At 66.8% G+C, this 10,386-nt stretch carries 15 protein-coding genes and 1 tRNA gene; 10 read left to right on the plus strand and 6 right to left on the minus strand.

Features of this window, described 5'->3' with window-relative positions; translation table 11 throughout:
* Positions 1 to 775, minus strand: a 775-nt coding sequence (locus tag Mlute_RS12060) for an N-acetylmuramoyl-L-alanine amidase family protein (protein WP_245958958.1), incomplete at its 3' end; no start/stop codon positions are given.
* Positions 776 to 858: 83 nt separating this feature from the next.
* On the minus strand, positions 859 to 2,139 hold the full coding sequence (locus Mlute_RS12065) for a hypothetical protein (RefSeq protein WP_119360877.1): 1,281 nt from the start codon (positions 2,137 to 2,139) through the stop codon (positions 859 to 861).
* A 214-nt stretch (positions 2,140 to 2,353) separates the two neighbouring features.
* Here Mlute_RS12065 and Mlute_RS12070 point away from each other — a divergent pair.
* From Mlute_RS12070 to Mlute_RS12095, 7 genes are all read left to right on the plus strand, one after another.
* Positions 2,354 to 2,430: transfer RNA gene (locus Mlute_RS12070), tRNA-Trp, on the plus strand.
* Between the two features lie 61 nt (positions 2,431 to 2,491).
* Positions 2,492 to 2,710, plus strand: a complete 219-nt coding sequence (locus Mlute_RS12075; protein WP_119360878.1) for a hypothetical protein — start codon at positions 2,492 to 2,494, stop codon at positions 2,708 to 2,710.
* Between the two features lie 2 nt (positions 2,711 to 2,712).
* On the plus strand, positions 2,713 to 3,630 hold the full coding sequence (locus Mlute_RS12080; RefSeq protein ID WP_119360879.1) for a metallophosphoesterase family protein: 918 nt from the start codon (positions 2,713 to 2,715) through the stop codon (positions 3,628 to 3,630).
* Positions 3,631 to 3,639: 9 nt separating this feature from the next.
* Positions 3,640 to 3,777 carry a hypothetical protein gene (locus Mlute_RS15685; RefSeq protein WP_182482558.1) on the plus strand — a complete coding sequence of 46 codons (138 nt, stop codon included), beginning with the start codon at positions 3,640 to 3,642 and terminating at the stop codon, positions 3,775 to 3,777.
* A 200-nt stretch (positions 3,778 to 3,977) separates the two neighbouring features.
* The gene (locus tag Mlute_RS12085; protein WP_119360880.1) at positions 3,978 to 4,424 is read left to right on the plus strand and encodes an ankyrin repeat domain-containing protein; all 447 of its coding nucleotides are present in this window, start codon (positions 3,978 to 3,980) and stop codon (positions 4,422 to 4,424) included.
* A 16-nt stretch (positions 4,425 to 4,440) separates the two neighbouring features.
* On the plus strand, positions 4,441 to 4,848 hold the full coding sequence (locus tag Mlute_RS12090) for a CoA-binding protein (protein WP_119360881.1): 408 nt from the start codon (positions 4,441 to 4,443) through the stop codon (positions 4,846 to 4,848).
* A complete protein-coding gene (locus Mlute_RS12095) occupies positions 4,812 to 5,792 on the plus strand; it encodes an A/G-specific adenine glycosylase (RefSeq protein WP_119360882.1) in 981 nt (326 codons plus the stop codon). Before Mlute_RS12090 ends, Mlute_RS12095 begins: the two co-directional genes overlap by 37 nt.
* Here Mlute_RS12095 and Mlute_RS12100 read toward each other — a convergent pair.
* Positions 5,789 to 6,469, minus strand: a complete 681-nt coding sequence (locus Mlute_RS12100) for an FAD-dependent oxidoreductase (protein WP_119360883.1) — start codon at positions 6,467 to 6,469, stop codon at positions 5,789 to 5,791. The genes Mlute_RS12095 and Mlute_RS12100 overlap by 4 nt on opposite strands.
* 19 nt (positions 6,470 to 6,488) lie before the next feature.
* Positions 6,489 to 7,055, minus strand: coding sequence for an ABC transporter ATP-binding protein (locus Mlute_RS12105; RefSeq protein ID WP_119360884.1), 567 nt, complete (start codon positions 7,053 to 7,055; stop codon positions 6,489 to 6,491).
* Between the two features lie 61 nt (positions 7,056 to 7,116).
* Here Mlute_RS12105 and Mlute_RS12110 point away from each other — a divergent pair, with 61 nt between their 5' ends.
* Together Mlute_RS12110 and Mlute_RS12115 are read left to right on the plus strand one after the other, a co-directional pair.
* On the plus strand, positions 7,117 to 8,094 hold the full coding sequence (locus tag Mlute_RS12110) for an ABC transporter ATP-binding protein (RefSeq protein ID WP_119360885.1): 978 nt from the start codon (positions 7,117 to 7,119) through the stop codon (positions 8,092 to 8,094).
* Between the two features lie 3 nt (positions 8,095 to 8,097).
* The gene (locus tag Mlute_RS12115) at positions 8,098 to 8,736 is read left to right on the plus strand and encodes a thiamine diphosphokinase (RefSeq protein WP_119360886.1); all 639 of its coding nucleotides are present in this window, start codon (positions 8,098 to 8,100) and stop codon (positions 8,734 to 8,736) included.
* Here Mlute_RS12115 and Mlute_RS12120 read toward each other — a convergent pair.
* Positions 8,712 to 9,209 carry a hypothetical protein gene (locus Mlute_RS12120; RefSeq protein ID WP_119360887.1) on the minus strand — a complete coding sequence of 166 codons (498 nt, stop codon included), beginning with the start codon at positions 9,207 to 9,209 and terminating at the stop codon, positions 8,712 to 8,714. The genes Mlute_RS12115 and Mlute_RS12120 overlap by 25 nt on opposite strands.
* An 81-nt stretch (positions 9,210 to 9,290) precedes the next feature.
* Between Mlute_RS12120 and Mlute_RS12125 the strand changes: the two genes are divergently transcribed.
* The gene (locus Mlute_RS12125; protein WP_119360888.1) at positions 9,291 to 9,521 is read left to right on the plus strand and encodes a hypothetical protein; all 231 of its coding nucleotides are present in this window, start codon (positions 9,291 to 9,293) and stop codon (positions 9,519 to 9,521) included.
* A gap of 5 nt (positions 9,522 to 9,526) precedes the next feature.
* Here the strand turns inward: Mlute_RS12125 and Mlute_RS12130 are convergent, their stop codons facing one another.
* Positions 9,527 to 10,384, minus strand: coding sequence for a phosphotransferase family protein (locus tag Mlute_RS12130; protein ID WP_119360889.1), 858 nt, complete (start codon positions 10,382 to 10,384; stop codon positions 9,527 to 9,529).
* Between the last annotated feature and the right edge of the window lie 2 nt (positions 10,385 to 10,386).

A 10,386-nucleotide genomic window follows, 5' to 3' on the forward strand; every position in this document is an offset into this window, starting at 1 on the left:
GTGCGGGGGAGGGAAAAAAGGGCCGTATCTTGGATGGGCTGTAGTAATAGACCTCCAGCCCACACCACCCCTCGGCCTTTCCAGGGGGGGCGGCGTTGGCGTGAATGGAAACGAAAAGGTGCCTTCCCTCGGCCAGGGCCACCCGGCGGGCCAGGTCGGTGCGCTTGTCGTCGGAGAAGGCCGTGTCTGCCTCGCGGCTCAGAACCACCCCCACTCCCGCCTCCTGCAGGAAGCGGCGCACCCGCAGGGCCAGCTCCAGGGTGACCCACTTCTCCGCCACCGGTCCGAGGGCCCCTGGGTCGCTTCCCCCATGCCCGGCGTCCACCACCACCGAAAAGCGCTGCCCACTGGCCCTGACGAAGCGAAAGGTGGGCTGGAGAGCGAGCGGGCTTTTGTCCACAAAGGCCCCCGAGAGGTCCAGCACCAGCCGCTCGCCCTCCCCTTCCAAGGCGGGTAGGGAGAAGGCCCGGTAGCCCGACCGAGGGGTGGCCCCCTGGGGGGTGAGCAGCAGCAGTACGGCCTTGTCCTGGTGCTGCTCCAGCACGTATCCAGCCAGCTCGGGCCGCTCTACGAACCGCACCCCGGGGCTTACCCCCACCCCTCTGAGGGTGACCCGCAGCGCTGCCCCTAGGGGCTCCACTTCGTAGGTAGCCCCCTTGGGTAGGTCCAGAACCACCCGGGTGAAGCCCGGGTGCCCGCCGATGCGCACCGGCGGGAGGTCTTGGCTTCGCACGCCCGTTGCCAGAAGGAGCAAGAGGAAGAGCAAGACCCTCAAAATAGCCCTATTCTAAAGGCTTTCGCGAGGGTTGGGTGAGTTTCCAGACCCCGGCCCCTAGGGGCCGGGGTGGGTTCCTGAGGCTAGGGCAGGGTGTAGTTTGGGCTGGAGTAAGAGACCCGGACCGAGGCCCAGGCCAGGTCTATCCCCTGGAGCATGGCCTCGCTCGGCTCACCGCTCCCCTGAAAGGCCGCGAACATAAGCCCTTTGATCGGGCTGCCTCGGGTCAGCGCGGAGGCTTCCAGGGTGCGGTTTGCCGAGGGGTCGCCTACCACCGTGTAGCCGAGTTGCCCCTCCAGGCTGGGCAGGGCGTAGGTGGTGCTGGGGCCGCCGGGGAAGAAGAAGGCCCGGAGCTCCAGCGGGGTCCCGTCCCCTGCGTTGCGCAGGAGCCCAGAGGCGGATAGGGAGAAGGCCAGGGCCCCTGGGTAGCTCACTGTGAAGCTCGTTCCGTTCACGCTAAGCCCTCCGCTGGGCCAGGGCTGGGCCAGGCTCGGCGCCCAGTTGCTCCCGCCAGTTTCCTTCAGAGCAAGGAGTTTTCTCTCCGGGTTTGTGCCCTGAGAGAACTGGGCAAAGCCCAGGTACTTTCCACCCACCGTAGCCCCGAGAAGGCCGTAGCGGTTGAAACCCCCCACTGTGCCGGGCTGCTTCATCCCGTCTTTGAAGAAGAGGACGAAGGCGCCCCCGTTATAACCCGAAGGAGGTGTCGTCGTGGTGATTTCGCTGGAGCCTGCGAAGGGCTGCCAGCCTGTGTTGTCTATCAGGTAGCTCTGCCCGTTTTGCAGGTCCAAATCCACCAACCTCCAACCGATGGGGTTGATGCTGGGGTTGCTTCCGGAAACGTCCACTCTGAGGACGGTTATGAGCAGCTTTTGCTGCCCTGCAAGCGAGGAGAGGGAGAAGGTGGCCTGACCGCCGCTCAGCGGGCCGGAGCCGGAGCCAGCAGAACCGGGCAGGACAACCACCCAATCCCCGTCTTGGAGGTTTACCCCCCCGATCTGGGCTGGGGGCTGGACGTTCAGGGTGACGTTGGCGAAGCTCAGAGGGCCGGAGGGGCAGATCAGGGTTACCTCGGAGATCTGCTCAGGGGTAGCCTTGAATAGCTGGAGGCTTCCTGCGCACTTTGCAGCCACCTCGTACTCCCCGCTCGCCGAAAAGCCAGCCTGGCTTCCGGTAAAGGTGATGGCCTGCCAGCCTCCCTGGCCTACCCGGTAGTAGGCCAGGGCTTGGCTGGTCTGTGGAACGATGCGCACGCTGACGTTGTTGCTTCCGCTGCCGCTTCCGTTCCCCGCGTTTCCGCTTCCTCCGGTGCCTCCGCTGCAGGCGGCCAGGAGAAGGCCCAAGGCCAAGACCCAAATCCTCTGCATACCACACCTCCGTTGTTGAGAGCGGCACGGCAATGAAAACGATGTTTTTAGGAGTTCTAATTATAGAAAAGCTGGCCTTACAAAAGTCTTAACTCGGCCTCGGGTTCTTCCCAGGGGGCGGGAGGGGGTTTGGGGCAAGTGGAGGTTCGTTCGGGTTGTTTCTCGGAAGGGCCTGTGCTAGAATCCATTCCGCTGGCAGGAAGCCCCAGGACTCGGGCCGTTAGCTCAGTCTGGTAGAGCGTTCGTCTCCAAAACGAAAAGTCGGAGGTTCGAATCCTTCACGGCCCGCCAGCAGGCCCCGGTGAGGACCGGGGCTTTTTCCTAGGGGAGGGGGGGCTGCTATCCTGGGGGTATGGCCCGGGCCCTTCTGCTGCTGGTGGTTTTTTGGCTGGTGGCCTTAGGGGGGTTCTCGCTGCTCCGCCGGATTCCAAAGACCTCGCCCCTATGGGGTTTGCGCGACTTTTTCTGGATGCTCTCGCTGGCCACCAGCCTGGTGCTGCTCCTGGCGCTCATCGCCCTGGCCACGGGCCTGATTAGCCTGCGCGGGAGTCCTTTCACCCCGGAAAACTGACCATGCGGGTTGCAATACTGGCGGATATACACGGGAATCTACCGGCTTTAGAGGCGGTTCTGGCCGATCTAGGCCGGGTACAGCCGGAGGTAGTGGTCGTAAACGGCGACCTGGTCAACCGAGGGCCGGCGAGCCGGGAGGTGGTGGAGCGGCTTTTGTATCTGAGCGCTTCCCAGGAAGGGAGGAAGCTGGCCCCCAAGGGGCTTTACTTCACCCTAGGCAACCACGATGACTTGCTGGTGCGCTGGGCCCGGCGGGACCCCTCCATTGCTGAGCTGTACCAAGACCCCCTCTTTGCCCCGGCGGCCTGGTCGGCGGGCCAGCTTTCCCACGAGCATCTGGACTGGCTGGCAGGACTGCCCTACCAGGTGGTGGTGAGCGAGGAAGGGGTGTTCTGCTTGAAGCAGGCCGAGGGGATGGGGCAGCCTGTGGCCCTGCGGGTTACCCACGGCTCACCGAGGCACTACCGGGAAGGCTACGATGAGCAAGCCCTAGGGGCGCTGGAGGAGATAGAGCACCGCTACCCGGCGCAGCTTTTCGTGGGCTCCCACACCCACCGCCCGTTTATGGGGCGGCTCGAGCGGGCCCTGGTGCTCAACAGCGGGGCGGTGGGCTCGCCCTTCAACGGCGACGCGCGGGCCCAGTACCTGGTGGTGGAGCTAGGGGAGGGGCATTTGCGGGTGGAGTTTCGCCAGGTTCCCTACGACCTGGAGGCTGCCTTGCGGGCCTTCTACGACTCAGGGTTGATGGAGGAAGGGGGGCTGGGGGCGGAAATCTTCTACCAAGAGACCCGTACCGCCCGCTCGTTGCTGATGAACTTCTGGCGCTGGGCTGAGGCCGAGGGGCGGCCCCGCGACTGGGAGGCTTGGCGGGCCTACCGGGCTGCCCACCCGGAGCGGTTTCTCCCCCCTTTGCGGTAGGCTTGGGTTATGCCTCTTCCCGAACAGGTCCGGGCTTTTGTGATGGCCGCCCACGGCGACCTGGAGACGGTCTGCCGCCTCCTGGAGGAGGAGCCTGGGCTTTTGCACCAAGCCCATCAGTGGCGGCCCGGCGACCTTGAACCATAGGGGTGTGGGGCGGCAGTCCCCGGCCAAAGCGCTCCACCTTGGCCGGGGAAGGATAGCCCCACCAGGGCAAAGCCCTGTATAATACTCTCGTGGGTCATCCCTGGAACGGGGATGCGCGTAAAGGGAGCCGCAAGCGAGTGCCCCACACACGTCAAAGCTTGTGAGGATGGTCGCGCGAAACTCCAACCAAACGCAGTTGGTTGCGAGTAGTTCATACCGCCATTCAGGCAGCAGCCCACACCGGCCAGCGGGCCATTGCGGAGTACCTGCTCGCCAAGGGGGCCCGGCTGGAGGTTTGCACCGCGGCCATGCTGGGGGATGTGGCGGAGGTGGAGCGGATGCTCACCCATGACCCGGGGTTGGTCTGGCACAGGGGGGGCCACGGTATTCCCCTTTTGCCCCACGCGGCCCTCTCGGGAAGGCCGGAGATGCTGGCCCTGGTCTGGGCCTGGGGGGCCCGCGAAGGGATGGAGCAGGCCCTGGGCCTGGCCGTCCTGAGCAACCGGGTGGAGGCGGTGGGCTGGCTTTTGGAGAACGCCGGGCCCGACCTGGGGCGCTCCCTGAATGGGAAGACCCTCCTCGAGCGGGCTGCTGAGCTAGGCCACCAGGAGATTGTAGCCCTGCTAAAGGCCTATGGAGGGCCCTAGGCAGTATCCTCTCAGCATGAGTCCTCCGGAGCTTCGGGCGTTTCTGCAGTCGGCCCGCACCGTGGCGGTGCTGGGGGCCCACCCCAACCCGCTCAAGCCCGCTCACTATGTCCCATCGTACCTGAAGGAGAAGGGCTATGAGCTGCTGCCGGTGAACCCCGCCTATGCCGGCCGGGTGCTTTGGGGGCGGAAGGTGGTGGGGCGTTTGGACGAGCTGGAGAAGCCGGTGGACATCCTGAACATCTTCCGCCGCAGCGAGGCGTTGTTGGGCCACCTGGAAGAGGTTCTCCGGCTGCGTCCAGGACTGGTCTGGTTGCAGTCGGGGATCGAGAACCCAGCGTTTGCCCGGCGGCTCGAGCAGGCCGGGATTCCCGTGGTGCAGGATAGATGCTTGATGGTGGTACACCGGCAGCTCCTGGGCTAGGGAAGGCCCTGCTGGACTGGTACCGCCGGTGCCAGCGACCGCTCCCTTGGCGGGGCGAGCGCGACCCCTACCGCATCCTGCTGGCGGAGGTGCTCCTGCAGCAGACCCGGGTGGCCCAGGCCATCCCCTACTACCGCCGTTTTCTGGAGCGCTTCCCTACACTGGAGGCTCTGGGCCGGGCCCCTTTGGAGGAGGTGCTGCGGGTCTGGCAGGGGTGCGGTTACTACGCCCGGGCCCGCAACCTGCACCGCCTGGCCCAGCAGACCCGTACCCTGCCCTCTACCTACGCCGGCCTCCGAAAGCTACCCGGGCTGGGCCCCTACACCGCGGCGGCGGTGGCTTCCATCGCCTTTGGAGAGGCTGTGGCTGCGGTGGACGGGAATGTGCGCCGGGTCCTCTCCCGCCTGTATGCATGGGAAGACCCCCCTCCCAAGCGCCTTCAGCAGCTAGCCCAGGGGCTGTTGGAGGGGGCGCTCGGCTGGGCCTCCCCGGGGGAATGGAACCAGGCCTTGATGGAGCTGGGGGCCACGCTCTGCACCCCTAGGAGGCCGGCCTGCCCCCGCTGCCCCGTGGAGCGGTTTTGTCGGGGCAAGGGGGAGCACGATCGGTACCCCTTGCCCAAAAGCCGCAGACAGAAGCCCCTCGAGCTCACCGCGCTGGTCCTGCGAGGACCGGCTGGGGTGTACCTGGAGCCCAGGCCGGAAGGGGCCCTGGGGGGGCTTTGGGGGGTGCCGATGGCGGAGGGCCCCGAAGGCTTGGAGCAGCTTCTGCGCCGCTTTGGCCTCAAGGAAGCCCGACTTGTGGGGGGCTTGCGCCACGACTTCACCCACCGCAGGCTCCAGGTCTGGGTCTACCAGGCCCCGTGGGAGGGGGGAGAGGACCCCAAGAAGCGTCCTCTTTCCCGCTTGGACCAGAAGATTCTGGCCCTGCTTGGGGCAACCTAGAGCAGGGCCGCCAGCCGCATCCCCTCTTCCACCATCTGGGCGTAGCTTCCCCTGCCCAGCACGCACAGCCCTACCCCGTAAAGCCCTTCTACCCGGGGGAGGCGGAGGGTGTGGGCCTCCCACTCCCCGGGGGCGAAGACCTGGTACTCCACCCGGTAGCCTGGGGTTCCCTCCTGGGGGGGCACCTCGGCGGCCTGGGGGACAAAGCCGAACCCCAGCTCCTGCAGGTGCAGGTACAGATCGGGGTAGGCTGCCTCCGAAAGGCGGCCGGCTTCCTCCACCACGCTACCGATGTAAAGCTTGGGGGAGAGAAAACTTCCCACCGCCAGCACCACCTTCTCGGCGGTTTTGCGGGGGCCTTCCCAGCTCTCCACCCCCACCACCCGCCGGCCCTCCAGCAGCAGCCGGGTGGCCGAGAGCTGGAGCAGGTGGATTCTGGGATGGTTTTCCAGGCGGTACTTGGCCTGGCTGTGCAGGGCCCAGCCCTTCTGGCCTAGGGGCCCCACCTCGGCCAGCAAGGAGCCCTGTGGGTAGGGGGGTTGGACAGGGGTGAAGGGAAGGTAAACCGAGTCCAGGCTGGTGGTCGCCAGCCCCACCTTGACCCCTTTGTTGGCCAGTGCGTAGGCGGCCTCGGCGCCCGCGAAGCCCGCCCCCACGATGAGCACCTCGTAGTCCACAGGGACATCATATCGGCGCTCAGAGCTGGACGACGCGGTTCACCTGGGGAAGCCACCCCCTGTCGTGGGTGGCGATGACCACCCCCCCCCGGAGGCGGGCCGCTTGCACCATCTCCTCCAGCAGGCCCCGCCCCTCGGCGTCTAGGGCTGTTTCCGGCTCGTCCAGCAGCCATATCTCGGGGTTTAGAAGGCCCAGCCGGGCCAGGGCCAGCCGCTTCCTCATGCCGCTGCTATAGCCCAGTAGGGGTTTGTGGGGGGGAAGCCCCATGCGCTCGAGGGCCGCGCGAACCTGCTGGGCGTCTGTCCTGCGCCCTTCCATACGGAGGGCGTAGAGCAGGTTTTCCAGGCCGCTGAAGTGCCGGTAGAAGGCCGGGGGGTTGCTGAGAAGGCCCACCCGGCCGCGTACCTCCAGGCTTCCCGAGGTGGGGCGCACCAGCCCGGCCAGCACCCGAAGAAGGGTGGTTTTACCCGCTCCGTTGGGGCCCAGGAGGGCCACCGCTTCCCCCTTTTCTAGCTGAAAGTCCAGGCCGCGCAGCACCCAGTCGCGCCCGTAGCGTTTGGAGAGGCCTCTTGCCACGATGAGCATCCCCCACCATCATAGGCCAGCAGGCCTGGCCTGCCTCAGGCGGTTGGTGTAGGCTCGAGCCATGCTCGAGCTGGTGGGCCTGCGCAAGACCTACCCGGGTTTTGCCCTTTCCCTCTCCCTCGCTGTGAGCCCAGGGCAGACCCTGGCCCTTTTGGGGCCCTCCGGCAGCGGAAAGACCACCCTCCTGCGGTTGATCGCTGGCCTGGAGGCCCCCGAGGCGGGCCAGGTCTGGCTGGGGACGACCGACCTAACCCCCCTACCCCCTGAGGCCCGGGGGGTGGGGTTTGTCTTTCAGGACTACGCCCTCTTTCCTCACCTCTCGGTGTATGAGAACATCGCCTTTGGCCTGCGGGAGGCCCGATGGGAGGCCCAACAGGTGCGGGCCCGGGTGGCCGAGCTTCTGGAGCTGACCCACCTCGAGCCCCACGCCCAAAAACGCCCGCACCAGCTCTCTGGGGGGGAGCGCCAGCGGGTGGCCTTGGCTCGAGCCCTGGCCCCTAGGCCCAGGGTGCTTCTCCTGGATGAGCCTTTGGGGGCGCTTGACCTGAAGCTGAGGTGGGAGCTGCTTTGGGAGCTGCGGGCCATCCTGCGCCAGGTTCGGGTGCCCACCCTGGTGGTCACCCATGACCACGCCGAGGCCTTCGCGCTGGCTGAGCAGGTGGCCCTCCTGCGGGAGGGGCGGGTGGTGCAGCAAGGGACCCCCGAGCGCCTCTACCGAAGGCCAAAGACCCTCTGGGTGGCCGCCTTTTTGGGCCAGCGCAACCTGTTCTCGCCTAAAGAAAGCCTCGAGCTGGGCCTTCCTGCCCGCCCCCACCTGCTGCCCCAGGAGGCCATAGGGCTGGGTGAAGGGGAGGAAGCCCAGGTGCAGGAGCGCACCTTCAAGGGCCCCACGGTGGTGCTGGAGCTGCGCTGGCGTGGTCATCGGCTCTTTTGGGAGGGCCCAGAACCCGGTCTCTATCCGGGCGACCGGGTTGGGGTGCGGATAGACTGGTCGAAGGCGGTGCCGTTGGAGGAGGAGGCGGTGGCGCCTAGCCTTTAGAGTATGCCGTCTTTTGTGGTTTTGCTGGGGGGTTCGCTGATACCCACCTCGAGGCTTTTGGCCCAGGTGAGGGGAAGCCGGGCCATTGCGGCCGATGGGGGTATGGCCCACGCTGAGGCCCTGGGCCTGGAGCCCGAGCTTTGGGTGGGCGACTTCGACTCGGCCGGTCCGGACCTGCAGCTGGCCTTTGCCCACGTTCCCCGGGAGGTGCACCCAACCGACAAAGACCTGACCGACGGCGAACTGGCCGTGCGGGCAGCGCTAGCGCGTGGGGCAGACCGGTTGATTTTGGTGGGGGCCTTAGGGGGGCAGACCGACCAGACGTTGGCCCACCTCCTGCTCGGGGTGCGGTTGCTTCGGGAAGGGGTGCCTACCCTGCTCAGCTCGGGCCTTGAGGAGGCCCACCCCCTGGTGCCGGGCCGCTTCGTTCTGGACCTGCCCCCGGGCAGCCGGCTGAGCCTCCTGCCCCTGGGGGGGTTCGGTGGGCTTTCCATCCGAGGCGTGCACTGGCCTCTGGCCTCCGCCGAGGTGCCGCTGGGCAGCACCCGGACTCTCTCCAACCTGGCCACAGGGGCTGTAGAGGTGGAGCTGGCCTCCGGGTATGGGGTGCTGGTGGCCTACCCTGAGCCGGCCACCTTGTGAAAATCGTCCAGGAATAGGCCCAGCCGCTCGGCCAAGACTTCCTGTTCCTGGCGTGCCAGCTCGAAACGTAGGGGTTCGTCCAGGAGCGCTGGAAGACGGAGCCAGCCTAAGTAGTAGCGCCCGGCCAGGCCGGGTTCCGCCAGGCGCCGCCTTTCGTTTGGGGTCAGGAGCTCCTCAAACCCTTCGGGGCTTTGCAACAGGGGTGGGGGGGCGGGGTGGAGGCGCTTTAGGAAGGCGCTCAAGACCCCTGGGTTTGACCAGAAGCCGTAGTTAATTTGATCGGAAATCTGCTCTATTCGCGAAAGAAGGGCGGAGTCGCCTTGGCAGCGAACGAGCTTCTGTAGTAGCTCGCTGCGCCGCAAGCGTAGGGTGGCGTACTCGGAAAGAGTGTAAAGCTGGCCAGGGAAGAAGTCCAAGGCTACGCGCAGCCGGTGGGCCATCACGTAGTCCTGGTACTCCCGGAAAGGGTCCACGCCCCCATTGTGCAACGGGGCCGCGGCTTGTGGGAAGGCGCTTCTCATGGCGGCCTTGGGGGAGGCGGGGTATATTTAGGCATGGACACCCGGGGTTGGGTGGTTAGGGCGGTGGAAGCCCTTCGCTTTGCCAGCGAAAAGGAGATTGCCCGCTGGCTGGACGAGGAGGGGGAGAGCTTCTCTCGGCACGAGCTGCAGAAGACCCTCCAGCAGCTCGTGCAGGAAGGGGTGCTGGAGCTCAAGAACGACCTCTTTCGGCTTCGGCGCAAGGGGAGCGGGCCGCAGGCCTTCGAGCGCCTGTTTAGGGACTAAGGGGCCTAGAGGCCCAGGGCTTCAAAGTGCTGGTAGAACTCTAAGGCTCGAGGCAGCTTCTCGGCCACTGCGGCCCTGAAGCCCGCGGGCTGCTTGGTGCGGAACCAGTGCATGTCGTGCAGGTAGGTGAGGGGCACCCAGAAGCGCAGGCGGCGCCAGAGGGGCAGGGGGTTGGGGTAGCGGCGCACAATCCGCTTGAGTGCGGCCAGGGCTGCTTCCTTTCCCAGCAGCTCCAGGGTGCCGGTGGTCAAGATGGCCAGGTCGCGCGCGGGGTCGTCGGGCTGGGCCCGCACCCAGTCCACCACCAGGGCTGCTGGCACCCCTTGGGCCTCGGGGTGTTTGAGCAGGATGTTGCCCGCGTGGGGGTCGCGGTGGCAGAAGGCCTGGGGGGTCCCGGCCACCTCCTCGATGTGGGGCCGGAGCCAGCCCACCAGCCTTTGGGCCTGGGGTAGGTCGTGGAGGGTAGCGCCAAACTGCCCGAGCCGTTCCTCCAGGCGGGCCCGGCTGACCACGCCGGGCTCGGCTAGGCTGTGAAGGCGCGCGAAAAAATCCGCCAGCTCGTCCAAGGCGGCCGCGCTGCAGGCCTCAGGGGTGAAGTTGCTCCCGGGGTAGCGTCGGGTGACCAGCACCCCATACCCATCCATGGCAAAGGCCTCCACCACCCACTCGCCCAGCCCCGCCTTGGTCATGTTCAGCGCCTCCAGGCGGGCTGCCAGGATGCCTCCGGGCTGGGAGGAGGTGTGGGCGGGAGGGTAAATCTTGAAGACCAGCCCGTCGCCCGCGAAGGTGCGGGCCTCCGCCCCCCCCACCAGGGGGGTAAGGCGCATCTGGTAGCGGGCCTCGAGGGCCGGCAGAACCTCCACCC

This window comes from Meiothermus luteus (assembly GCF_003574085.1).
GTDB lineage: Bacteria > Deinococcota > Deinococci > Deinococcales > Thermaceae > Meiothermus > Meiothermus luteus.

Excerpts from the sequence above, each read along its gene's own strand:
- Mlute_RS12080 (WP_119360879.1), top strand. The coding sequence starts at position 2,713 with ATGCGGGTTGCAATACTGGCGGATATACACGGGAATCTACCGGCTTTA.
- Mlute_RS12115 (WP_119360886.1), top strand. The coding sequence starts at position 8,098 with ATGCCGTCTTTTGTGGTTTTGCTGGGGGGTTCGCTGATACCCACCTCG.
- Mlute_RS15685 (WP_182482558.1), top strand. The coding sequence starts at position 3,640 with ATGCCTCTTCCCGAACAGGTCCGGGCTTTTGTGATGGCCGCCCACGGC.
- Mlute_RS12110 (WP_119360885.1), top strand. The coding sequence starts at position 7,117 with ATGCTCGAGCTGGTGGGCCTGCGCAAGACCTACCCGGGTTTTGCCCTT.
- Mlute_RS12095 (WP_119360882.1), top strand. The coding sequence starts at position 4,812 with ATGCTTGATGGTGGTACACCGGCAGCTCCTGGGCTAGGGAAGGCCCTG.
- Mlute_RS12105 (WP_119360884.1), bottom strand. The coding sequence starts at position 7,055 with ATGCTCATCGTGGCAAGAGGCCTCTCCAAACGCTACGGGCGCGACTGG.
- Mlute_RS12125 (WP_119360888.1), top strand. The coding sequence starts at position 9,291 with ATGGACACCCGGGGTTGGGTGGTTAGGGCGGTGGAAGCCCTTCGCTTT.
- Mlute_RS12090 (WP_119360881.1), top strand. The coding sequence starts at position 4,441 with ATGAGTCCTCCGGAGCTTCGGGCGTTTCTGCAGTCGGCCCGCACCGTG.
- Mlute_RS12065 (WP_119360877.1), bottom strand. The coding sequence starts at position 2,139 with ATGCAGAGGATTTGGGTCTTGGCCTTGGGCCTTCTCCTGGCCGCCTGC.
- Mlute_RS12075 (WP_119360878.1), top strand. The coding sequence starts at position 2,492 with ATGGCCCGGGCCCTTCTGCTGCTGGTGGTTTTTTGGCTGGTGGCCTTA.